This window comes from Micromonospora sp. BQ32, assembly GCF_059358895.1.
This window is the reverse complement of sequence record NZ_JCADBI010000008.1, coordinates 118,988-140,412: the sequence shown is the minus strand read 5'-3', so window position 1 is coordinate 140,412 and position 21,425 is coordinate 118,988. Positions and strand designations below refer to the sequence as shown.

Here is a 21,425-nt window from a genome sequence, read left to right as displayed (position 1 = left end):
TGTCGTGAACGAATCGGGCATCAACCTTCCCTAAACTTCCCTATACGGGTAGTGTTGCCAGACGATGACGGAAGAAATGTACTCGGTCGAGCAGGTGGCCGACCGGCTCAACCTGCACGTGCGCACTGTGCGTGGCTACATCCGCTCGGGCCGGCTCCGGGCGGTGCGGATCGGCAAGCAGTACCGGATCGCCGCCAACGATCTCGACGCCCTCACCGGGCAGGCCCCGGCCGCGCCCAGCGTCACCAGGCAGGCGGAGGTGTCGAGCATCGTCCAGATCGACGGTGTCGACCGGGCCGCCGCCGACCGGCTCGGCACGCTCGTGCTCACCAGCGCCAACACCGGCCACGACCAGGCCCACCCGCTGCGGGTGCAGACGGTGCACGACGAGGCACGCCACCGCATGAAGATCATCATCCTGGGTGATCCGGCCGCCACCGCGGAACTGCTGCACCTGCTCGACGCCGTCCTCAACGCCGACAATGGCCTGCTCAACCGGGAGGTTCGCGATGTCTGACGAGATCCAGGAACGCGCCGGGGTGCCGGTGCTGGTCTGCGACCCGGCGGGGCCGCCGGTCGCCACCGAGCAGGACGCGCTGGACCTGATCGGCGCGGCGTTCCTCGGCGCCCAGGTGGTGGCCGTGCCGGCCGACCGGCTCGACGAGCGCTTCTTCTCGTTGGGCACCCGCTTCGCCGGCGACGTGATGCAGAAGTTCGTCAACTACCGGGTGCGGCTGGCCGTCGTCGGTGACATCTCGGCGCAGCTCGCGGAGAGTTCCGCGTTGCGCGCCCTGGTGCACGAGTCGAACCAGGGCGGGCAGATCTGGTTCGTCCCCGACTTGGACGCACTCGACGCCCGCCTCCGGGCTGCCCGATAGCCACCTCACCGGTCGGGCACGACCGCCGTCTCCACCGCGTCCGGCTCCACGCCCCTGACCCGAGCCTGCTCGGCCGCCCAGCGCAGATAGGCCAGCCACTCCTCAGGCGAGCACCCGTTGCCGGCAAATCGCGGTATCGATTGCAGGGGCGCCTGCCTTCCGGGCAGCCACCATCCGGCGGGGTCGAGGACGTCGCACGGTTGACCTACGGTGCTCCCGTGCTTCCCCGAAACGTGAGAATCATCGATCAGGTCCGCGCCGAGGCGCTGCGCCGCGGCATATCCGCCGCCGACGTGGAGCGCTGGCTGGGGCTCGCCCGCCCGTCTGCCTTTCTGACACAAGGGGGTGACGGGCCGGTAGTGGGCGCCATCCGTGGGCCGGTGATGCTTCCGGCCGACGCCGAGGACCCCGAGTACCCGTTGATCGCCACCATCGACTGCGCTGCTCTTCCGGCGGACGTGACCGACCTTCCCCTACCGTCCGACGGCCAACTGCTGCTGTTCGGCTGGCCCGAGGAAAGCGGCTGGGGCGAGGTCAGGTATGTGCCGGCAGGCGTGGCGGTCGAGGAGCGAGAGCAGTATCCGCCTGACTTCCCTCCCGACGACGAGGAGTTCGCCGAGGTCTACACGGAGATCCCGCAGGGCGATCTGCACCTCACTGTCGACATCTCTCTGCCCTACGTCAAGACGATCCCGGGGCCCCCGTGGTCTCCGCCGCTGCCGGGAGATCCCCCGTTCGAAGAGATGACCAAGGTGTGGCAGGACGTCCTGGGCGAGGTGCCGGACGGCCCGTTCTCCTATGAAGGCGGGACAACGCCGCTGCTGTTGGGCGGCTACGGCACTGACTGCAACGGTTTCAACCCCGCGTGGTTGGGCGCCAACCCCTCGGGCCGGTCCGGCCACGACGGGTCGGGGCGCGATGGTGGGGCACCCGACCATGGTGACTGGGTTGTGCTGGCCGAGTTCCACGGCGGCAGACAGGGCGGCGCGAGCATCCACTGGGTGATCCAGCGTGCCGACCTGAAAGAGCGACGCTTCGACCAGGCCAGGGTCCTCGTCTACTGGAACCCGTGAGTCCGCTCGCCCCCGTGAGCGTCGACCGGGCCGATCGCTGCCAGCCAGTGGACCAGAGCCGGTCGGGACGGCACTGGAGCTGACGAGGGTTCAGGACTAGCCGCACAGTGACCGGGTACGCGCGATCCATGGGTAGCCACAAGCAGAACAAACACGACAGCGGCGGCGAGTCGGCGCGAGGCCGGCGGCATTCGGGCAGCGGCGCTCCGGGCCGCCAGGGCTCGCCCGTGGAGCACTCGCCCGATCAACGGCACCGCCGTACCGCGACCGGCCCGGCCGGCACCGAAGGCGACCTGGGCCGGGCCAAGGTCTCGGGCGACGAGCGGATCCAGCGCCAAGGCGGCTCCTGAGCCGACCACTCAGCCGGTGCAGCGGCTCGCACGTTCGCAGGGCGGCTGCACCGGCTGACCGGGTTCTACGGCGTGGCGCAGATGGCGTACGCCGTGTCGGACCAGTTCCCGGCGAACGCGTCCTCCTCGTACGCGCCGGACGCGGCGGACGTCGGGGCCGTCGCGGGGCCGCCGTTGGGGCGGAAGTCGTCCACGATGCCCTCGCCGATCACCCCGTTCAGTTCATAGCCGGCGCCGGTCAGCACCTTACCGACCGGGCAGGTAGCCGTGACGCTGCGGAAGTCGAGGGAGTTGCTGGCCCCCACGGCCGAGGTGCGCACCAGGCCCGCGAGGGGGTTGGCGCAGATCGCGTACGCGGTCGCGGACCAGTTCAGGGCCGTGGCGTCCGACTCGTACGCGCCGACGGTCACCGCGGTCGGTGCCGTGGCGACGCCGCCGTTGGGGCGGAAGTCGTCGACGACACCTTCGCCGGTGATGCCGTTGAGTTCGTAGCCGGTGCCGGTGAGCACCTTCCCGACCGGGCACGTCGCCGTGACGCTGCGGAAGTCGGTCGAGTTGCTGACGCTGGTTGTGGTGACCCGGACCAGGCCGGGCAGCGGGTTGGCGCAGATCGCGTACGCCGTCACCGACCAGTTCCCGGCGAACGCCTCGGTCTCGTAGGCGCCGACGGTGACCGAGGTCGGTGCCGTGGCGACGCCACCGTTGGGGCGCAGGTCGTCGACGACACCTTCGCCGGTGATGCCGTTGAGTTCGTAGCCGGTGCCGGTGAGCACCTTCCCGACCGGGCAGGTCGCCGTGACGCTGCGGAAGTCGGCCGAGTTGGTGACGCTGGTAGCGGCGACCCGCACCAGACCGGGGACCGCGGCGGACGCCGGGCTCGCCGGGGCGAGCACCGTTCCGGTGGCGACAAGACCGAGCACGAGTACGGACGCTCGGGCACCGAACCGCCGGGTTTCGTTCTGAGCACGCATATGTTTCTCCCGTCTGAGGCCCGGACGGGCGGCAGGTGAGACGCCGACGTCCAGGCCGTTCGTGATGACGGGTTCACGCTAGGTATCCGCCTGACCAGGCATTATCTCCAAGCCGACTACGTCGCGTAACAGACCATTCGGCCTGACGGTTCATGAATCAATCACGCGTGCGGCTCCGGAGGTACGGCGGATGTCAGTCGGGGTGGGCGGCGGGCGCGCCGGTCCGTAGCAGGCTCGCGAGGTCGTCCATCGCGGCCTGGAAGTCGGTGCGGTCGGCGGCGTGAAACCGTCGGAAGAACCAGTCCGGGACGCGGGCCTGCCCCTGTCTACTGTGGAAGATCAGGTCCTGGGTCTGCCGGGCGAGGGTCAGCAACTCCGCCTCGGTCGCCGGGTCGGCGTCGTGCCGGGCGGCGGCGGTGACCTGCTGCTGGAGAAGCGCGTGGGCCCGGTCCCGCTCGGCGGCCACCCCGCGTTGACCCCGATAGATCTCCAGGCCGAGCAGCAGGACGCCGAGCGACGGCACGAACCACTGCGTCAGCAGGGCCGACACGGTCAGGTCGGCGGTCACCGCGAAGACGACCCCCACGGTCGCCCAGAGCGCCACCCCGGCGAGCACGGTGTACGCGTACCGTCGGCGCACCCGGGCGCCCCACCCGAGGTTCTGCTGCTGACAGGCGAGCACGTCGTACGGGCGGGGCAGATCGGGGACCTCGTAGTAGTCCCGGAGGTACTGTTCGTCGCCCCGGTAGGCGCGGTCGAGGCGGCTGACCTCTGGCGGGCCGACCGGGTCACCGGCCGCGACCGCGTTCCAGGGCAGCTGGAAGAGTCGTACGTCGAACATCTCCTGGAGGACGGCCGCCCGGCGGAGTTGCCCGGTCGACCAGGAGCCGAGGCCGATCGCGTTGACCACCGCCCAGAGGGCACCCACGGCGGTGACCGCGTTGGCGGATACCCCGGTGAAGGCGACCACCGCCCCGGCGACGCCAATGGCGACGGAGAGCGCCATTCGGAGGTTGTCGAGGCGCTGGGCCCTGCGGTGGCAGACCGACATCGCGTGCAGCAACGCCATCATCTCAGGTCGGCGCTGCCGCTGGAGCAGGGTTTCCGTGCGCTCTGTCACTTCGACCTCCCGTTCCGTGACGATCGTATATCCATTCATCGGCATGTCACGGATTGCATTTTCCCGGGAGCGTAAAGTGACCCTTTATTACCTTTAGGTAGGTGCGGGATCGGCTGCGAATTAATACCGCGTTCGCCCGAAAGTTGAGGTAGCTTGGCCTTCGCGTTTACCCGCGCATCCCTCACTCGGACGTGCCACCCCTGCCCGTCCGCGTCCACTTTCACCACTCGTGGAAGGTCCAACGGCGGACATGGGCGACGGTCTCGTTGACGAGTTCGAACGGTACATAGCGGATACGACAGTCACGGCCACGCTGCGGGACTGGGCGGCCGGGCGCGACGCCGTCGTTCGCCCCCCGTGCCATCCCCGCCGACGAGGTGGGCACAGCGGCGCCGAGCTGATCCCGGTCATTGCCGAGCGGCATGACGGCCGGAACGCCGAGCAGCTGTACGTCAAGGTGCTGCCCGCGGAGCAGGCTGCCGAGGAGGCCGCTCGGCATGCGAGGGCAGCCACTCTCGATCCCGGCTTCGCGGAGCGCCACCTGGTCGGTCAGCCGTACCCGCCGTACCCGGTGCGCGACGGCCGGTACCTGATGTTCCAGGACATCGCGCACGGCGCCGAGCAGGTCCTTCCACTGGCCGACGTCAGCGACGACCAACGCAAGGACGCCTACAAAGCTCTGCTCGACGGGGTGTGGAACCACTGGTACCGCCAGGGACGGCGAACCAGCCGGATCAGTGTCGGCCGATTCGTGCGACGGGAACTGACCGACGCCGGGGCCCAGGACGAGCTGTCCGAAGCCACGAATGCGCTCGGCCTCGGCACCGTCCAGGGCGACTGGCTGCACGACGTCGCGACCGGCGAGGTGCTGCCGCACCCACTGCGATTCGCCGAGACCGGCTCGCTCTTTCACGACGACCAGCTCGACCAGCTCTGCGGGGCGTCGCACGGCGACCTGCACGCGCGCAACGTTCTCTATGCCTGCTCCCGAGCCGGCCAGGTGCAGGTCAAGAAGTTCTGCCTGGTGGACACGGACCGGTTCGCCGTGGACGCGCCGCTCACCCGCGACCTGGCCACCCTGCTCCTGGACGCCGTCCGCCCGGACGTGGCGAACAGCCCGCGCAGCGTCGACACGGACGCCCTTCGCGCCCTGCTGATCGACCCGGAGGAACGCCCTTCGGACCGGCTGTCCGCGCGGCAGGTCAAGGCGATCAAGGCCAGTTACTCGGTCGGTTTGGCGGTGGCCAGGACGGGCAACTGGGGGGTGAGCTGGCGGGCCCAGTACCTGCTCTCCCTGCTGAGTCAGGCGCTGATCTGCTGCACCTACGAGGACGCCGGTCGCACCGGGCGGGCCTGGTACTTCCAGCTGGCCGCCTACGCCGCCCACGCCTATCAGCGTGAGTTCCGCCGCGATGTCGTCCCGCCGACGGCGGCCGGCCTGCCGACCCTGCCGCAGGCCGACCCGCTGCCGCAGCTCCCGTTTCCGAGCAACGACCAGTCGGCCCGGTTCAACGCGGTGGGACCGCAACCGAGCCAGCAGAACCGCGGCGCCCCGCTGGACCGGTTGCCCTTCGAACACACGTCTCGCCCTCTGGACGCGGAGGCGCCGGCGCGGCAGCGGGGCGCGGTGCCGATCCCCCAGCGGCAGACCTCGGCCGGCTGGTACGCACCTCCCCACCGATCGGCGACCTCGCCCACTGCCCGCAGCAGCACGTCGAGTTGGTCCTCGGGTCGGGACGCAGATCGTCGGGTGAACCGGCCGGCCCCACGGCACGTCGGCTCCGCCCGGACGACCAGAATTCCCCGGCCGCGCCGACCGGCGGTCGAGGAGATCGTGCTGGCCCCGAGCGCCACCAGCCGGATCAGCCGGTTGCCACCGAGGGTGCGGGCCGTTCTGGCGATCCTGTCCCTGACGCCGCTGGTGGCGATCGGAGCCGCCGCGATCAGGACGCGCGACGAGGCCCGAGTCGTACCGACGACCAAGGCAACACCTGACACTCAGCCGCCGACGGGCAGCACCCCGACGGTTGCCGGCAGGTCGGGCCGTCTCACCGATCTCGCGCTGACCGTGGCGGCCAGCGCGCCGACCGCCGCCACCGGGGCGTACACCGTCTCCTGTCTCCGGGTCTGGGCACCGGCGGACCTCGCGCCCGGGATCGATCGGAACAGCTACCGGGACGAGACGCTGTGGTGGACCGCGGAGCTGTCCGGCCGCCGGGTCGTCACCCCGGTCACCAAGGGACGCCGATCGGGCGCGCCGGAGACGTTCCGCTATCTCCCGGGTGACCTGTCCGAGATTCCGCCGGCGCCGTCGGTGGACCCGCAGGAGCTGCGGCAGCAGCTGGCCGCGCAGTTGGGTGAGCTACCGCCGGAGATGCGCACGGCGGCCGGGATGCTGACCGTGGTCAGCCGGATCTTCCGCTACCACCTGTTGAGCCCGGGTCAGATCTCGGCGCTGCTGTTCGAGCTGGCGGGGACGACGGGCATCCAGGATCGGGGCGCGTACCCGGATTGGGACGACCGGCCCGGGCTCGCCTTCAGCGCCGACGACACGCAGAACCGCCGGGAGACGTTGCAGTTCAACCCGCTCACCGGCGAGCTGCTCAGCCACCAGACGACCACCGTGGCAGATGAGCAGATCCTCGGGTACGTGCTCATCCGGGCCAAGGGGCGGACCGACCGGACCACCGCGCCCGACTGCTCCTGAGGCGATCGCGCCGCGCGGGTCATCGGCAGCGACGGTCCACGTAGTTCGGCCAGTTCCGGTAGGGGGACGCGTCGCTGCGGACCCGGTTGCCCGCCCCGATCTCGAAGAGTCGGGTGTCGTAGTAGGAGAACGACACCGTGCCACTGCCGAGGTTGTAGTGCGCCGACTCGACCCGGAACTGCCAGTGCCAGGTGGCGAGGCTCTGCCGGCCGCAGTCGGAGAGCCGACCTCGGGGGTAGCCGTAGTTGGGCCACTCGTAGAAGCAGTACCAGCCCGAGGGACAGTCGGCGGTGGCCAGCGTCCCGATCGGTCGGCGCAGGGTCACGATGAGCGCCCCGCCGTCGTAGCTGATCTCGTTGTCGTTGAGCGCCTTCCCACCCGGGTGGGTAGCCAGATAATCGGCTATTTCCTGACTTCCGGTCGCGCCGGTACCGGCCGTGCCGGGCCCTGGAAAGACGATCAAAAGCCAACAGAGTACGGCCGCGAGCACGGCAAGAACCCGACGGGGAATGACCATTCGACACCTCGCGATGTGGGCGCGCAGGGACGGACGGGCGGCAGCGCCGGCCAGGTCAGCTGGGCGGCGTGCGCGGAGAACCGATGGATACGCCGCATAGTCAGCGTATTGAGTGGGATTGATTGATCGCCAGGTGGAATCGGTGCAGAATTTTGACAATGCGCCATTCGGGCACGGCCCGGCCAACGAGTGGGACAATGCATTGACTTTGATGCATGGCGGCTACCATTCGGCTATGCCTGCTCGCCGTGTCACCGTCACCATCGCCCTCGCCGCGCTGGCGAGCCTGCTCGCCGCCAACGCCGCCCGTGCCGACGGGCCGGCGATCAGCACCCCCGGCGCCCCCACGGTGGTGGCCAACGACCCACATCAGCTCACGCTCAGCTGGGCGCCCTCCGCCTGGGTCGAGCCCGGCACCGAGCAACAGCCGATCAACTACGAGGTGCAGGTGCCGCTGGGCCCGAACACGTACCGCTTCCTCGGCTCCACCACCGACACCACGATCACGCTGACCGACCTCGCACCCGGCACGACGTACCGGATCGCGATTGCCGCCCGCGCGCTCGGCGGCTACTCCGACACCTCGCCCACCACCACCGTGCGCACCGCGGCCGGCCGCGCGACGGTCAGCTACCTCAACCTGGACTGGTCCCCCACGAACAACCAGATCCAGCACCTCCTGAAGGTCACCAACACCGGCACCGGGCCGTTGGACCTGAGCACGGTGCAGGTGCGCTACCACCTGCGCTTCGAGGGTGCCAACACCTCACTGGTACCGAACTGCGACTGGGCCGCACTGGGTTGTAGCCGGATCCGGCAAACCGTGCAGTTCTTCATCCCGCCGGGCGGGCCGCCCGGCGGGATGACGACGCCAGCGCCGCCGGGTTACCCGATCCCGGGAACGCCGGTCCCCGGCTGGGTCGAGCTGACCTTCACCGACGGCACGCTCGCGCCGGGCCAGTCGACCGGGCCGATCCAGCTACGGCACCACCGGCATAGCTGGAGCGTCATCGACGAACGCGACGACCCGAGTTGGCTCGCCGCCACCAGCCAGTGGACCCAGAACGACCGGATCACGCTGGACGTCGACGGGGTCCGCGAGTTCGGCGACACCTACTCCTGACCGCGCGCCGGGCGGCCGGCGCGAGCGGGCGTCCGGCCGGTCTTGCCCTGACGAGCGATATTCCTGTGAGTCATATTCATACCTCACAGGAATATCGCTCTACCGGGAACTACTCCCGGCCGCCTGACGCCCTGGGTGCTGAGCCGTTGGGTCATCGCCGCACGGACGCGGTGACCCTCACCGCTGCGCAGACAGCCATCAGTGGGCGAAGCTCTTGGGCAGGTGGATGCGGGCGGCGGGGATGCCGAGGGCGCGCAGCCGTGGGCGCGCGCCGGTCAGCATCGCGGGCGGGCCGCAGAGATAGATGTCCTGGCCGGGCTGGTGGTGGTCGAGCGCGATGGTCAGGGCGTCACCCTGCTCGGCCGGCTCGGCGCAGGGGTCGTTGGAGAGGGCCGGCACGATGGTCAGCCAGTCGTGGGCGCATTGCAGCTTGTCGAGGGCGATCGAGTCGTACAGGTCGGTGAAGGTGCGCGCGCCGACGATCAGCGTCACCCGTCGGCCGTCCGGTGCGGCGGCGACCTGCTCGACCAGGGCGCGCAGCGGCGCCAGGCCGGTGCCACCGGCGACGAGCAGCAGATTGTTCGTGCTCGCCGGGGCGAGGCTCAGCCCGGTGTCGCCGGGTGGGCCGAGCCAGAGCAGCTCGCCGGGACGTACCTCATGAACCAGGCGGTGGGAGACGGTGCCGGCGGGTACGGCGTGGACGTGCAGTTCGACGGTGCCGTCCGCGCGTGGGGCGTTGGCCGGTGAGAGCCAGCGCCAGTGCCCGGGCAGGCGCGGCGTGCAGACCGGCACGGCCTGACCTGGCTGGAAGGGCAGTCGCCGCCAGGGCCGTACCGTCAGGATGGCGATGTCGGGCGACGGCCGATCGTGGCCGATCACCTCGACGTGCCACCAGGCCGGACCGTCGCCGGCCCGTGCGGCGGCGCGACGGATGGCGTGCCCGGCGCGGCACAGGGCGCGCTCGGCGGCGATGGCGAGTTGCGGCGTCCACAGTGGGTGCGCGTGGCGAGCAACGATGGCGAGCAGCGCGTCGCCGATGGTGGCGGCGTGCGGGAGCAGGTCGACATGACGGTACGCGTGGCCGAGCACCCGGAGCAGCGCCGCCCGATTCGCCGGATCGTCCCCGCCGACCAGGAGGCGGCCCAGCGCGGTGAAGAACAGCGGCGCGTCGCGGTGTGGGAGCAGCCCGGGTCGGCGGTCTTCGAGGGTGCACCAGAAGTCGCCGGCGGCCCGCACGTCGACCGACTCCCAGGCGGCGGCCAGCCTCCCGCGAGCCGGATGGTCGTCGTTCACGGTGGGCATGCCGGCTCCAAGTCGTTGATTCATGGGCTGGCACCGGGGCGGAGGAGCTGCGCCGTTGAGGGCCGGCGCAGCTCCGGGACCGAGCACCCGCCCCGGGCCATGCGTCGACTGTCGCGGCTGACCAGGCACAACGGCATGCCACCGTGATCATGGGCGGCATACGCGATCGGTATATGCGCTCGACGTCGCGACTGTCGAATCGGGCAGACTGCGGGCATGACGGAACGCCCGGTGCTCTATCTGGTCGTCTGCGCTGCGGGCCCGGCGGAACACATCGACGAGCTGGTCGACCTCCTGATCGGCGACGGGTGGCGGGTGTGCATGATCGTCAGCCCGAATGCGGCGCCGTGGCTCGACCGGGCGGCGTTGCAAGACAAGACCGGCTATCTCGTACGCGTGGAGTGGCGGATGCCCGGCGACCCGGAGCCGCACCCGCCGGCTGATGTGGTGGTGGCCGCGCCGGTCACGTTCAACACGGTGACGAAGTGGGCGTTGGGCATCAACGACACGCTGGCGCTCGGCGTCCTCAACGAGTCGTTGGGGGGTGGGTTGCCGATCATCGCGTTTCCGCACACCAAGGCGGAGTTGGCCGCTCATCCGGCGTACGCGGGTCACCTGGCGGTGCTGCGCGCTGCCGGCGTGGTCGTGGCGGACGGAAAGCCGCTGGGAACGGTGAACGGGCCGGGGCGGTGGAGCGTGGTCGTCGAGGCGCTGCGGGCGGTACGCCCGTCCTGAGTAGTTGTAGTCGGTTCGCTTTTCGGCGGTCCTTTGACGATATGCGTCGCGCGTATACCAGCGCTCCACGCAGCGTGTTCAATGGATACGCTCGATGAGGCGAGACGAACGGAGCCGCCGGTGACCCACGCGAACTGCCCTCGGTGCGGCGGACGGCTGGCCCGGGACAACGACAGCGGACGGTGTGCGCCGTGCCAGGCCGCGGAGCGGGACCGGCTGAGCGCGCCGCCGAAGGTTCCGGCGAGCTTCTGGGAGCACGAGCCGGTACGACTCGGGCTGATGGAGCGGCATCTGGGGCGGGTGATCAGGGCGTACCGGTGCCATCCGTACCACGGGCGGGTCGCGTTGCCGCAGTCCGTGGTGGCGGGATGGCTGGGGATCACGCAGGCGCAGCTGAGTCGGGTGGAAAATGGCCCGCCGCTCGTGCACCTGGACAGGCTGGCGCATTGGGCACAGCTTCTCGGGATACCTGCTTCCTGCCTCTGGTTCGGTCTGCCTGGCCAGCCTTACCGGTTCGACGACGGCGCCGCAGAGGGCACAACAGACGATCCTCATGCCCACGACCCGACAACTGAGCAGGGCGAATTGCCGGCCATGGCGGTTACCGTGGAGGGGGCATCAATCGGAGGGGGTGGCGCTACGGACCGGCGACGCTTCAACGCAATGGCCGCGCTCGCAGGACTCGCCGCAGCCGGTCACCCTTACCTGCTCACTGGCCCTGCCGAGGTGCCCCGGAACATTGGCATGGACCAGGTACGACTGGCTAGTTCGCTGGTTCAAGATTTCCGACGAGCCGATGCGGCAGCCGGTGCCGACCAACTCTGCGACATTGCCGTCCAGGCGCACGCCAGGCTGTCAACATGGGCAGCGAGGGCGACCTACAGCCGAGAAGTCGGCGATGCCCTTCAAAGCGCCCTCGCTGACCTCAGCATCCAGGCCGCATGGCTCGCTACCGATGCCGAACGCAGGCCCGAAGCCAGGCCCTACCTGAACGAGGCCATTACGCGTGCCCGCATCGCCGACGACCCACGTATGGAAGTACAAGCCCTGACCCAGCTATCTATGCTGCTACGCGAGAGTCAGCCCGGCGAATCGCTGCACTGCGCCGAAGCCGCACTACGCGTCTCCGCCAGATGGGCGACACCCCGACTCACCACGCTGCTACATCTACGGAGAGCACACACGTACGCCGTGCTTACGGATGCGAGCGGCTTCAGTCGGGAGATGACCAAGGCCCGCCGCGAGTTGGAGCGCGGACCGCACGAGGATGATCTCGGGTTTGTCGACTTCGTCAACGAGCAGGAAGTGAACGGCATCCAGGGGCTTTCGTACCTCGCGCTGGACAGGCCCGACCGGGCCGCCCAGTCGTTCCGCGCGATCATCGCCAATCCGTCGCCCAGCCATCGACGCAACCAGGTCTACTACACCGTGCACCTCTCGGAAGCCGCGTATCAGCAGGGCGACGTCAACGAGGCAGCGCGGATCGCGCTGGACGTCCTGCCCGCGGTGAGCCAGATGAACTCGGGGAGGATTAGCCGGCACCTTGCGCAGGTGCGCTCGAACCTGGCGGCACCACGGCAGGCGACCACGGCAACGCGCCAGTTCGTCAACGCTTATGACCGAGCGGTCCAGGCATGATCGAGGGCTTGCAACTTCGTCATCACAGCGCCGACGAGGCTAAGGAAATCCTCGATCAGCTCGTGGGCCTCTACCTGGAGGTCTACGCGGGTGGCGGCGAGTTCTACAGCGAGGACCGCTACCGGCGTCAGCTTGACCTGCATATGCAGCGAGTTGGATGGGAGTTGATTACCGCATCGGTCGATGGGTCTCTGGTCGGCTACATTTATGGCTTTCCGCTACCTCCGCAGACACGGTGGTGGGAGGGCATCCATGAGCCCGTCCCGCCCGGGTTCACCGAGGAGGACGGGAAACGCACCTTTGCGATCAGCGAGCTGCTGGTACACCCTGCCTGGCGACGTAAGGGCATTGCGGCGGCACTGCACGACGAGCTGGTCGCGGGCCGGGCTGAACCGCGATCCACGCTCTTGGTCCGTCCCGACAATGCTGTCGCCCAGATGGCGTACCGCTCCTGGGGCTGGAACAAGGTCACCAAGCTGCGTCCCAACTGGGAAACCGCACCAATCTTCGATGTCATGGTTCGCATCGCCCCGATTTGCCCTCGTCCTTTTAGCTAGCCGTGGAGCCGCCGGGTTTGACGCTCGATCCGGGCGTCACGACCGATTAGATTGCGTGGATGACGGATCTTGAGCGGGGTGTTTACGAGCACCTGATCACCCGTGAGCTGGCCACCCGCCTCCAGCGCGTCGATCCCGCCCTGATCCAGCATCACAAGCTCGACCCGGCTGATGCGCACCACACCCTCGCCCGCCACATCGCCACCCTGGCCGCCCGAGCCCTCCAGTCCGTCCCAGGCGGCGACGACAAGCTCCATCACCAGATCGCCATGGCGAACCAAATCGCCGAAGCCATCGCCACCCTGAGCCCCAAGGCGGCCACAGAGCAGGACCAGGTAACCGACGCCAAGCACCTGCTCCACGCCATCGCCGCCCCACCAACCCCACCCGCCGAGCCCACCTTTCCGCAGCGCCCCACCACTCCCCTCTCCACCGGAGCGCTGCTGGTCAACGGCCGCCACCAGCCCCGCATCGGCCATGAGGTCAACCACGAGATGGCCTCCGCCGACCAGGTGGACCTGCTCTGCGCGTTCATCAAGTGGTACGGCCTGCGCATCGTCGAGCCAGCCATCCGCGAGCTGATCGCCCGAGGCGGCAAGGTCCGCGTCATCACCACCACCTACCTCGGTGCAACCGACCAGCGAGCGCTAGACCGGCTCGCCGAGTTGGGCGCGGAAATCAAGGTGTCGTACGAAACGAGGACCACCCGCCTGCACGCCAAGGCATGGCTGTTCCGCCGGAGCAACGGCACCAGCACCGCGTACGTCGGCTCGTCGAATCTGTCGAAGACCGCGCTGGTGGACGGCGTGGAGTGGAACGTGCGCATCTCGAACATGGAGCAGCCGCACGTCATCGACACGTTCACGGCGACGTTCGAGGACTACTGGAACGATCCGGCGTTCGAGGCGTACGACGCGGCCCGAGACGCCGAACGGCTACGGCACGCGTTGAGCGGGGAGCGCCGCGACGAAGCACCGACCGCGATCTCGAACCTGGACGTGCGCCCGTACCCCTATCAGGCTGAGATCCTGGCCGACCTGGACGCCGAGCGCCTGGTGCACGGGCGCTGGCGCAACCTGGTGGTGATGGCGACCGGCACCGGCAAGACCGTGGTGGCCGCTCTCGACTACCGCCGGCTGCACAAGGCGGGACGAGCCGACTCGTTGCTCTTTGTCGCTCATCAGGAGCAGATCCTGCGGCAGAGCCTGTCGACGTTCCGGCAGGTCATGGGAGACGGCAGCTTCGGCGAGACGCTGGTCGCGGGCGAAAAGCCGAACGGCTGGAAGCACGTCTTCGCCTCCATCCAGTCGCTACACCGGCGGGAGGTCGACCCCGAGGCGTACGACATGGTGATCGTGGACGAGTTCCACCACGCCGAAGCGCCGACGTACACGCGGCTGTTGGAGCGGCTGCGTCCCCGCGTACTCCTGGGTCTGACCGCGACCCCCGACCGGACCGACGGCGGCGACGTGCGCCGGTGGTTCGACGGGCGCGCGGCCGTTGAGCTGCACCTGTGGGACGCGTTGGAGCGGCAGTTGCTAGCGCCGTTCCAGTATTTCGGGCTGCACGACGACGTGGACCTGTCGCACGTCGCCTGGAAGCGCGGCCAGGGCTACGACCCGACGCAGCTGAACACCATCTACACCGGCAACCATGCACGGGCGAGGACGGTGCTGCGGGCGGTCCGCGACAAGGTGGACGTCGGGCGAATGCGGGCGCTCGGGTTCTGCGTAAGCATCGGGCACGCCGAATTCATGGCCGCCTGGTTCAGTGAGCGCGGCGTCCCGTCGGCGGCGGTGACCTCGCGGGCCGGCACCGATCGGGCCGCGCTGTTGCGGGACTTCAAGGCCGGCAAGCTGCGCGTGCTCTTCACTGTGGACCTGTTCAACGAGGGCGTCGACCTGCCGATGGTCGACACGATCCTGATGCTGCGGCCCACTGAGAGCGCCACGATCTTCCTGCAACAGCTCGGCCGTGGCCTGCGCCTCGACGACGACAAGCCCTGCCTCACGGTGCTCGACTTCATCGGCGGGCAGCACGCCAACTTCCGCTTCGACCTACGCTGGCGCGCCCTGACCGGGGTCAGCCGACGGGCAATCACCGAAGCCGTCCGCGACGACTTCCCGAGCCTCCCGAGCGGCTGCCACGTCGAATTGGACCGGGTAGCGAAGGAAGTCGTGCTCGCCAACCTACGATCGGCGCTGCCCACCTCGAAGGCCGGCCTCGTTTCTGAGCTGCGCCAACTCGGCGACGTCAGCTTGGCAACGTTCCTCCGCGAAACCGGCCTGGAGATCGAGGACGTGTACCGATCGGCCAGCTTCGGCGGCTGGGTCGGGCTGCGGCGGCTCGCCGGCACCGAGACGTCCACACCCGGTCCCGACGACCGCGAGTTGGGCCGGGCCATCGGTCGCATGCTGCACACCGACGACATCGACCGGCTAGAGCTGCTAACGAGGGTCGCGGCCGGACCGCCCGCGCCAGGCCAGCAGGTGTACGCGGGCAACGATCGACTGCTGGACATGCTGCACTTCAGCCTCTGGGGGCCGAATGCCCCGCTGGCAACGCGGGACGAACGGCTGGCGCGGCTGTGGAAAGAGCCGGCCCGCTGCGCCGAGTTGCGGCAAGTCGCCGAGGTGCTGCGGGACCGCATCCACCGAGTCACGCCAACCGCCGCTCCGGGGGCGGTGCCGATGCGGGTGCACGCCCGGTACAGCCGCAACGAGGCATGCGCCGCCTTTGGAATGACCAACCCGGGGTCACTGCGCGAAGGGGTGAAGTGGCTGCCCGACGCCCAGGCCGACCTGTTCTTCGTCACCCTGGTCAAGTCGGAGGCCCACTACTCCCCCACCACCATGTACGCCGACCGGGCCATCACCGACACCCTGTTCCAGTGGGAGTCGCAGAGCACCACGTCTGCGGCGTCGGCGACCGGGCAGCGCTACACGTCGGGCGGCTCGACCGTGCACCTCTTCGTTCGAGAAACCCGCATCGCCGACCGCGACCTGGGCGCGCCGCCGTACCTCTACGCCGGCACCATGACGTACAAGTCGCACACCGGGGACCGACCCATGCGCGTCCTGTGGCAGCTCCGCCACGCCCTACCCGCAGACGTGTACGCCACCGCCCGAACGATCGCCGCCTAGCCTTCTCCGACCATTGGTCAGGCCGCGTCCGCGTTCGAGGCGAACCTGACGTCCAGGGTGCGAGCCTGCTCTTGGCGTTAGGTTGAGGACCATGGAACAGCGGATCAGTCTGATCACCCTGGGAGTCACGGACGTGGCCCGCGCGAAGGCGTTCTACGAGCAGCTCGGCTGGCAGGGCCAGGAGATCGAGGAGACGGTCTTCTTCCAGGCTGGCGGCCTGGCCCTCGTCCTCTGGGGCCGCGACACGCTCGCCGACGACGCGGGCATCGAAGGGCCGGGCACCGGCGCGATGACCCTCGCCCAGAACGTCCGCTCCCGAGCCGAGGTCGACGAGGTCATCGCCACGGCGACCAAGGCCGGTGCCACGGTGACCAAGCCGGCCCGGGAGACCTTCTACGGCGGCTACGCCGGTTACTTCGCCGACCCGGACGGTCACCTCTGGGAGATCGCCTGGAACCCCGGCTTCACCCTCGCGGACGACGGCACCCTCACCGTCCCCGACTTCAGCGCCATGGACTGAGGCGCCACAAACTGAGCCCCGCAGGAAAGAAGACCCTGATCACGGCACCGGAGACGGGCAGAGCAACGGGTCCAACAACGGCAGTTGAAGAGGGTCCAGGCAGATCGCCAGCAGTCCCGGATCCGGCGAAGGCGTCGCCGTAACAGTCGGCGTTGGCGAGGCCGACACGACGGGCGGCGTCGGCAGGGCTGACGCGGGCGGGTCCGTGGTGGGGACCGGACCAGGCGTCGGCACCGAACTGGCGGACGGTACGGGAGCAACGGACGGCGCAGCGGTCGGCGGCAGGGCCACCGCAACAGCGGCTTCCGCCACCGTGGAGACAGCAGACGGCCGCGCAACCGGGACATTCGGCGGACTCCATACCGCACTCTCGGCTGAGCCGATCCGCGATTCGGGCGCCACCGGCCCGACGGGCCCGATCGGAAGGAGAGTCGCCCCGGCCCTCGGCACATCCAGGGAGACGATCTCCGCCGAGGGCACCGGCCCGCGAGGACCCCATGCGCCCGGCCCCAGAGCGCCCGGGCCGAGCGTCACGAACACCACGGCCGCGACGGCGGCAGCGCCGAGCGCCCGCCGGTCGGGGCGTACCGCCGTCAGCGGTGCGTCGTCGGGCTCCACCAACAAGAGAGGCGCTGGCGGGGCGGCCCGGTGCGCCGCCAGCAGCTCGTCGACCTGCGCGATGACGGCACCGCGATCGTCGGCAGCCGCGACTGTGAGATAGAAGCGGAAGTTCACCACAGCGTTGGCCGGGACCAGCAGCCCCTGCAGTCGACTGCGGTCGGGCAGCAGGGTGACCGGCACGTCGGGGTGGTGGGCGGGGCCGACCAGGTCCGCGTACCGCCACTCGCGGCGGTGCTCCCGGCCGCCGAAGACCACCCGGTGGCTGGTCACCACCGCCATGCCGGTGTCGACGACACGCAGGCCCGCCGGCAGCGCCTGGGAAGAAGTCTCAGCGAAGGAACAGAAGCCGCCCGCCCTGGGCAGGCCGGGGATGTGCCGCGCCTCGGCCTCGACGAGCTGGGCGACGGGGAGGACGCGGAAGACGAGTTCGTCGTCGTCGAGTTCCACCGGTAGGCCGGTGCGGGGCTGCGTACACCCGAGGAAGCTGGCGGCTTCGATGCGGAGCCGGGCCAGGTGGTCGTCGCGGTGCCGCCAGGCGTCGGTGGCGTCGCGGTACGCGCGCTGCCGGCGCTCGTTCTCGCGCTCGGCCCAGGCGATCCGCCAGGGGGCGCAGGACACAGAGGTCACGGTCACACGCGGTACAACCGCTCACGTACGTGACAGGCAACGCGACCAGGATCGATGTGTCCCCTTCTGCCCGGAAGGAGAGAGTTGCAGGTGATCAGCCGGCCTGCCGTCGGTACGGCTGCGGGTCGTGGGTCGGAAACCGCGATTGGGTACGTGGTGGGTACGCCTCGCAGTGCTCGGCCCAGTGTTCGGCGGCGGTGGCCAGGGCGTCCGCGGAGACGGTGAGGATCAGCGGGTAGATCGCTGTGGACGGGCGGCGCATCCACGGTGGCAGCGACTCGGCGGAGAACTCCACGATCAGCTCCAGCCGCCGCCGACGCAGCACCCGGCTGCGCAGGGCCAGGTTGGGTTCGGTGAAGCGGACCATCGCGGGTGGCGCGCTCAGCCCGAGGGCGGCGGTGGACTGCCCGTGCAGCCAGCCGCCGAGCGCGCGGGCCTCCTCGACCATGAGGCTCGGGTAGTGGTGTGACCAGGTCTGACCGTCGGCGGTGCGGGCGTCCACCTCGATGAGCAGCCAGTCGTGCCAGCCGGGCGTGGCCCCGTCGGGGTCGTCGGGCGGGTCGATGCCGGGCTGGTAGCCGACGGGGCGTATCCGCACCCGAGCACCATCGTCAGACCGGATCTCCACTCGATCATTCTGGCCGAGCGAAGCGGACTTTAGCTCCCGAATCGGTCATTTCATGATGGTTCGCCGCACTCCCTGGTGCTCGGCGCAGGCGTTGGACCGGCCGCCGGCCAGGCTGACCGAACCGTCGCGGCACTGCACGAGGTAACCGCGCCCGGCCCAGAACTGCGGTACGCAGTCGAACCAGTCGCACACCTCGGCGGCCGGTTTGCGGATCCGCGTGCCGCCACAGAAGCCGTACCCCAGCGGGTTCTCCGGCGCCCCACAACGCGGACCCTGGGTGGCGCTGGGCGACGGGCGTGGCGACGTCGTCGGCTTGGGCGGCGGGGTCCTCAGCGCGAGCGCCGGGCCGGCCGGGATCAGCGCCGGTGCCACGCTGGCGGTGGGTGCCGGGGTGGCGGCGACGGCGACCTCCGGGCCGCCGGTCGGGTCGGACGGGTCCGACTCGATCAGCGCCGCCGGCACCAGCAGCGCGATGGCCGCCGCCACCGCGATGGTCCTGCGGCCACCGGGCACGAACGACGACAGCCGGGCCTGCCCGGGGGTGGCTGCGGCCGGCCGGAACGGCTTGAGCTGGGCGTGTTCGGCGATCAGCTCGTCGAGTTGGGCGATCACCGCGGCGCGCTGTTCGATCGCGTCGGCGAAGGCCAGCGTGAGCTTGAACCGGAAGTCCGGCGCGGCGTCGGTGGGCAGCAACAACCCGGAGGTGCGCCGCCGGTCCAGCACCTGGATCAGGGTGACCGGCGCCGCCGGGTCGTGGGCCAGGCCGGTTATTCGGCCGTACGCCCAGTCGCGCCGGCCCCGCCCGCCGAGCAGCACGAGCCGACGGCTGGTGATCACCGCCATGCCGGCGTCGGTGACGCGTACGCCGTCCGGGCGGCGTGGGCGCAGCGGCCCGGTTCGCGGGGCGACAGTGAGGTCGGGCGCGGGCAGCACGGTGGTGTGCCGCATCTCGACCAGTTGTGCTGCGGGTAGTGCCCAGAGCACCACCTCGTCGGCGGCCAACTCCAACGCCAGCCCGGCGCCGGCGGCTGCCGAGCCCTGGAAGTCGGCGGCCAGGGCGCGCAGCCGCCGTAACTCGTCGTCGCGTCGCCGCCACGCCGCCTCAGCGCCGCGGTACGTGCTGACCCGCCGCACGTTCTGCCGGTGCGCCCACCGGTACCGCCAAGTGGAACCCGTCGAATCAGTCTTCGCCACGCCGACTCCTTCGCCGCGCTGGCCACCAATCTGGGGTGTCACGAGGTTTAACAGGTCCGGCGCGGCGCCCGGACACGCCGAAACGGGCGAACTACCCGATCGGCGGAGCAACCAACACGATAGGGGGATACTGATGCCGACGTTCATGTTCTCCGAGGGGGTGGCGGTCGTGCCGGCAGTCACGCTGCCCGGGGTCGTGATCGGGGTCGACATCGGCACCACCAGCACGAAGGCCGTCGCGTACGACACCGACGGGCGGCAGCTCGGCAGTCACCTGGTCGGCTACCCGCTGAACAACCCGCAACCCGGCTACGCCGAGCAGGACCCGCAGCTCATCCTCGAAGCGGTGCTCACGTCGATCAGCATGGTCGTGGCGGAGTTGGTCCAGCCGGTGGCCGGGCTGTCGTTCGGCTCCGCCATGCACAGCTTGATCGGGTTGGACCGGGACGGCGATCCGCTTACCCCGTCGGTGACCTGGGCCGACTCTCGGTCCACCCGGCAGGCCGAGCGGCTGCGGGCGGTGCCGTCGGGGCTGGCCCTGCACCGGCGCACCGGCACGCCGATGCATCCGATGTCGCCGCTGCCCAAGCTGCTCTGGTACGCCGAGCAGGAGCCGAAACTCTTCGAGCGGGTGGCGCACTGGGTGGGCATCAAGGACTGGGTGCTGCTGCGGCTCTGCGGCACGCTGGTCACCGACCACTCGATCGCCTCGGCCACCGGCCTGCTCGACATCCACGAGCTGGAGTGGGACCCCGAGGCGCTGAGCATCGCCGGCATCACCCAGGAAAAGCTTCCGCAGCTCGTCGCCACCACCGCCGTGCTGCCCAACCTGACCCCGCAGGCCGCGGCCGAGACCGGCCTGCCGGAGCGCACCCCGGTGGTGGTCGGCGCGGGCGACGGACCGCTGGCGAACCTGGGCCTGGGCGCGGTGCACCCGGGCATGGTGGCCTGCTCGATCGGCACCAGCGGCGCGATGCGGGTGATGGTCGAGCGGCCCGGGGTGGACCCGCTCGGCGGGGTGTTCTGCTACGCGCTGACCGAGCATCGCTGGGCGGTCGGCGGCGCGATCAACAACGGCGGCATCGTGCTCAAGTGGGCCGGTGCGGCGCTCGCCCCGGATTTGGGCGAGCACTCCGAGGAGGACCTGGTCGCCCTGGCGGCCCGCGCGCCGGTCGGCTCGGGCGGGCTCATCATGCTGCCGTACCTGCACAGCGAACGGGCACCACACTGGAGTGCTCTGCCGCGCGGCGCGTACGTGGGGTTGACCCACGCGCACCGCCGCGAGCATCTGGTGCGGGCCGCGCTGGAGGGCGTCTGTCAGCAGCTCGCGCTGGTGCTCAGCTCGGTGCGCGCGGCCGGCAACGAGGTCCGCGAGGTGCGGGCCGGTGGTGGCTTCGCCCGCAGCGGCCTGTGGCGGCAGATGCTGGCCGATGCCCTCGGCCTGCCGGTGAGCTTCCCGGCCGCGCAGGAGGGGTCGAGCTTCGGCGCGGCGCTGCTCGGCATGGAGGCGCTGGGCCTGATTCCCAGCATCGACGTCGCCGCCGACCTCGTGAAGATCGAGGAGACGGTCCGCCCCGACCCGGCCGCCGCCGCCACCTACGCGGCGCTGCTGCCGCTCTTCGCCGAGCTGTACGAGGCCCTCACGCCCGCCTTCGCCTCGATCCGCCGGATGGCACCCGGCCTGCCCACCGGCCCACCACCACCGGCCTGACCGGTGCCGG

Annotated in this window: 19 protein-coding genes; 12 read left to right on the top strand and 7 right to left on the bottom strand. The window is 70.1% G+C overall.

Annotated features, from left to right (window positions below; translation table 11 throughout):
* The first annotated feature begins 64 nt into the window (after positions 1-64).
* The 4 genes from AC5L30_RS17460 (at position 65) to AC5L30_RS17445 (ending at position 2,301) form a co-directional block, all read left to right on the top strand.
* Entirely contained in the window at positions 65-517 is a 453-nt protein-coding gene (locus AC5L30_RS17460) for a helix-turn-helix domain-containing protein (protein WP_494868445.1), read from the top strand.
* On the top strand, positions 510-878 hold the full coding sequence (locus AC5L30_RS17455) for a DUF4180 domain-containing protein (protein WP_494868444.1): 369 nt from the start codon (positions 510-512) through the stop codon (positions 876-878). Before AC5L30_RS17460 ends, AC5L30_RS17455 begins: the two co-directional genes overlap by 8 nt.
* Before the next feature lie 218 nt (positions 879-1,096).
* The gene (locus AC5L30_RS17450; RefSeq protein ID WP_494868443.1) at positions 1,097-1,951 is read left to right on the top strand and encodes a YwqG family protein; all 855 of its coding nucleotides are present in this window, start codon (positions 1,097-1,099) and stop codon (positions 1,949-1,951) included.
* A gap of 128 nt (positions 1,952-2,079) precedes the next feature.
* The gene (locus tag AC5L30_RS17445) at positions 2,080-2,301 is read left to right on the top strand and encodes a hypothetical protein (protein WP_494868442.1); all 222 of its coding nucleotides are present in this window, start codon (positions 2,080-2,082) and stop codon (positions 2,299-2,301) included.
* Between the two features lie 65 nt (positions 2,302-2,366).
* Here the strand turns inward: AC5L30_RS17445 and AC5L30_RS17440 are convergent, their stop codons facing one another.
* Both AC5L30_RS17440 and AC5L30_RS17435 read right to left on the bottom strand, forming a co-directional pair.
* Positions 2,367-3,272 carry a hypothetical protein gene (locus tag AC5L30_RS17440; RefSeq protein WP_494868441.1) on the bottom strand — a complete coding sequence of 302 codons (906 nt, stop codon included), beginning with the start codon at positions 3,270-3,272 and terminating at the stop codon, positions 2,367-2,369.
* 193 nt (positions 3,273-3,465) lie between these two features.
* Positions 3,466-4,392 (bottom strand): S-4TM family putative pore-forming effector, encoded by a 927-nt coding sequence (locus AC5L30_RS17435; RefSeq protein ID WP_494868440.1) that lies wholly within the window; start codon positions 4,390-4,392, stop codon positions 3,466-3,468.
* Between the two features lie 250 nt (positions 4,393-4,642).
* Between AC5L30_RS17435 and AC5L30_RS17430 the strand changes: the two genes are divergently transcribed.
* A complete protein-coding gene (locus AC5L30_RS17430; RefSeq protein WP_494868439.1) occupies positions 4,643-7,099 on the top strand; it encodes a hypothetical protein in 2,457 nt (818 codons plus the stop codon).
* 19 nt (positions 7,100-7,118) lie between these two features.
* On the opposite strand, the gene AC5L30_RS17425 is transcribed toward AC5L30_RS17430, so the two are convergent.
* The gene (locus AC5L30_RS17425) at positions 7,119-7,616 is read right to left on the bottom strand and encodes a peptidase inhibitor family I36 protein (RefSeq protein WP_494868437.1); all 498 of its coding nucleotides are present in this window, start codon (positions 7,614-7,616) and stop codon (positions 7,119-7,121) included.
* 235 nt (positions 7,617-7,851) lie between these two features.
* On the opposite strand from AC5L30_RS17425, the gene AC5L30_RS17420 reads away from it, so the two are divergent.
* Positions 7,852-8,739: a cellulose binding domain-containing protein gene (locus tag AC5L30_RS17420; RefSeq protein ID WP_494868436.1), complete on the top strand. Its 888-nt coding sequence runs from the start codon at positions 7,852-7,854 to the stop codon at positions 8,737-8,739.
* Between the two features lie 198 nt (positions 8,740-8,937).
* Here the strand turns inward: AC5L30_RS17420 and AC5L30_RS17415 are convergent, their stop codons facing one another.
* Positions 8,938-10,041 carry an FAD-binding oxidoreductase gene (locus AC5L30_RS17415; protein ID WP_494868435.1) on the bottom strand — a complete coding sequence of 368 codons (1,104 nt, stop codon included), beginning with the start codon at positions 10,039-10,041 and terminating at the stop codon, positions 8,938-8,940.
* Positions 10,042-10,257: 216 nt separating this feature from the next.
* Here AC5L30_RS17415 and AC5L30_RS17410 point away from each other — a divergent pair, with 216 nt between their 5' ends.
* From AC5L30_RS17410 to AC5L30_RS17390, 5 genes are all read left to right on the top strand, one after another.
* Entirely contained in the window at positions 10,258-10,776 is a 519-nt protein-coding gene (locus tag AC5L30_RS17410) for a flavoprotein (protein WP_494868434.1), read from the top strand.
* Between the two features lie 120 nt (positions 10,777-10,896).
* Positions 10,897-12,414 carry a helix-turn-helix domain-containing protein gene (locus tag AC5L30_RS17405; protein ID WP_494868433.1) on the top strand — a complete coding sequence of 506 codons (1,518 nt, stop codon included), beginning with the start codon at positions 10,897-10,899 and terminating at the stop codon, positions 12,412-12,414.
* The gene (locus AC5L30_RS17400) at positions 12,411-12,971 is read left to right on the top strand and encodes a GNAT family N-acetyltransferase (protein ID WP_494868431.1); all 561 of its coding nucleotides are present in this window, start codon (positions 12,411-12,413) and stop codon (positions 12,969-12,971) included. The genes AC5L30_RS17405 and AC5L30_RS17400 overlap by 4 nt, the downstream gene beginning before the upstream one ends.
* A 59-nt stretch (positions 12,972-13,030) precedes the next feature.
* On the top strand, positions 13,031-16,114 hold the full coding sequence (locus tag AC5L30_RS17395; RefSeq protein WP_494868430.1) for a DEAD/DEAH box helicase: 3,084 nt from the start codon (positions 13,031-13,033) through the stop codon (positions 16,112-16,114).
* 91 nt (positions 16,115-16,205) lie between these two features.
* Positions 16,206-16,634, top strand: a complete 429-nt coding sequence (locus tag AC5L30_RS17390) for a VOC family protein (RefSeq protein WP_494868429.1) — start codon at positions 16,206-16,208, stop codon at positions 16,632-16,634.
* Positions 16,635-16,673: 39 nt separating this feature from the next.
* Here the strand turns inward: AC5L30_RS17390 and AC5L30_RS17385 are convergent, their stop codons facing one another.
* The 3 genes from AC5L30_RS17385 to AC5L30_RS17375 form a co-directional block, all read right to left on the bottom strand.
* Complete coding sequence (locus AC5L30_RS17385) at positions 16,674-17,882, bottom strand: hypothetical protein (RefSeq protein WP_494868427.1); 1,209 nt, start codon at positions 17,880-17,882, stop codon at positions 16,674-16,676.
* Between the two features lie 94 nt (positions 17,883-17,976).
* The gene (locus tag AC5L30_RS17380) at positions 17,977-18,510 is read right to left on the bottom strand and encodes a WapI family immunity protein (protein ID WP_494868425.1); all 534 of its coding nucleotides are present in this window, start codon (positions 18,508-18,510) and stop codon (positions 17,977-17,979) included.
* Between the two features lie 45 nt (positions 18,511-18,555).
* Positions 18,556-19,704 carry a DUF3761 domain-containing protein gene (locus AC5L30_RS17375; RefSeq protein ID WP_494868423.1) on the bottom strand — a complete coding sequence of 383 codons (1,149 nt, stop codon included), beginning with the start codon at positions 19,702-19,704 and terminating at the stop codon, positions 18,556-18,558.
* A gap of 133 nt (positions 19,705-19,837) precedes the next feature.
* On the opposite strand from AC5L30_RS17375, the gene AC5L30_RS17370 reads away from it, so the two are divergent.
* Positions 19,838-21,415 (top strand): gluconokinase, encoded by a 1,578-nt coding sequence (locus AC5L30_RS17370; RefSeq protein ID WP_494868422.1) that lies wholly within the window; start codon positions 19,838-19,840, stop codon positions 21,413-21,415.
* The last annotated feature ends 10 nt before the right edge of the window (positions 21,416-21,425 follow it).

Coding starts and splice junctions, on each gene's coding strand:
- AC5L30_RS17460 (WP_494868445.1), top strand. CDS start 65: ATGACGGAAGAAATGTACTCGGTCGAGCAGGTGGCCGACCGGCTCAAC.
- AC5L30_RS17455 (WP_494868444.1), top strand. CDS start 510: ATGTCTGACGAGATCCAGGAACGCGCCGGGGTGCCGGTGCTGGTCTGC.
- AC5L30_RS17445 (WP_494868442.1), top strand. CDS start 2,080: ATGGGTAGCCACAAGCAGAACAAACACGACAGCGGCGGCGAGTCGGCG.
- AC5L30_RS17440 (WP_494868441.1), bottom strand. CDS start 3,272: ATGCGTGCTCAGAACGAAACCCGGCGGTTCGGTGCCCGAGCGTCCGTA.
- AC5L30_RS17430 (WP_494868439.1), top strand. CDS start 4,643: ATGGGCGACGGTCTCGTTGACGAGTTCGAACGGTACATAGCGGATACG.
- AC5L30_RS17425 (WP_494868437.1), bottom strand. CDS start 7,616: ATGGTCATTCCCCGTCGGGTTCTTGCCGTGCTCGCGGCCGTACTCTGT.
- AC5L30_RS17420 (WP_494868436.1), top strand. CDS start 7,852: ATGCCTGCTCGCCGTGTCACCGTCACCATCGCCCTCGCCGCGCTGGCG.
- AC5L30_RS17415 (WP_494868435.1), bottom strand. CDS start 10,041: ATGCCCACCGTGAACGACGACCATCCGGCTCGCGGGAGGCTGGCCGCC.
- AC5L30_RS17410 (WP_494868434.1), top strand. CDS start 10,258: ATGACGGAACGCCCGGTGCTCTATCTGGTCGTCTGCGCTGCGGGCCCG.
- AC5L30_RS17400 (WP_494868431.1), top strand. CDS start 12,411: ATGATCGAGGGCTTGCAACTTCGTCATCACAGCGCCGACGAGGCTAAG.
- AC5L30_RS17395 (WP_494868430.1), top strand. CDS start 13,031: ATGACGGATCTTGAGCGGGGTGTTTACGAGCACCTGATCACCCGTGAG.
- AC5L30_RS17390 (WP_494868429.1), top strand. CDS start 16,206: ATGGAACAGCGGATCAGTCTGATCACCCTGGGAGTCACGGACGTGGCC.
- AC5L30_RS17370 (WP_494868422.1), top strand. CDS start 19,838: ATGCCGACGTTCATGTTCTCCGAGGGGGTGGCGGTCGTGCCGGCAGTC.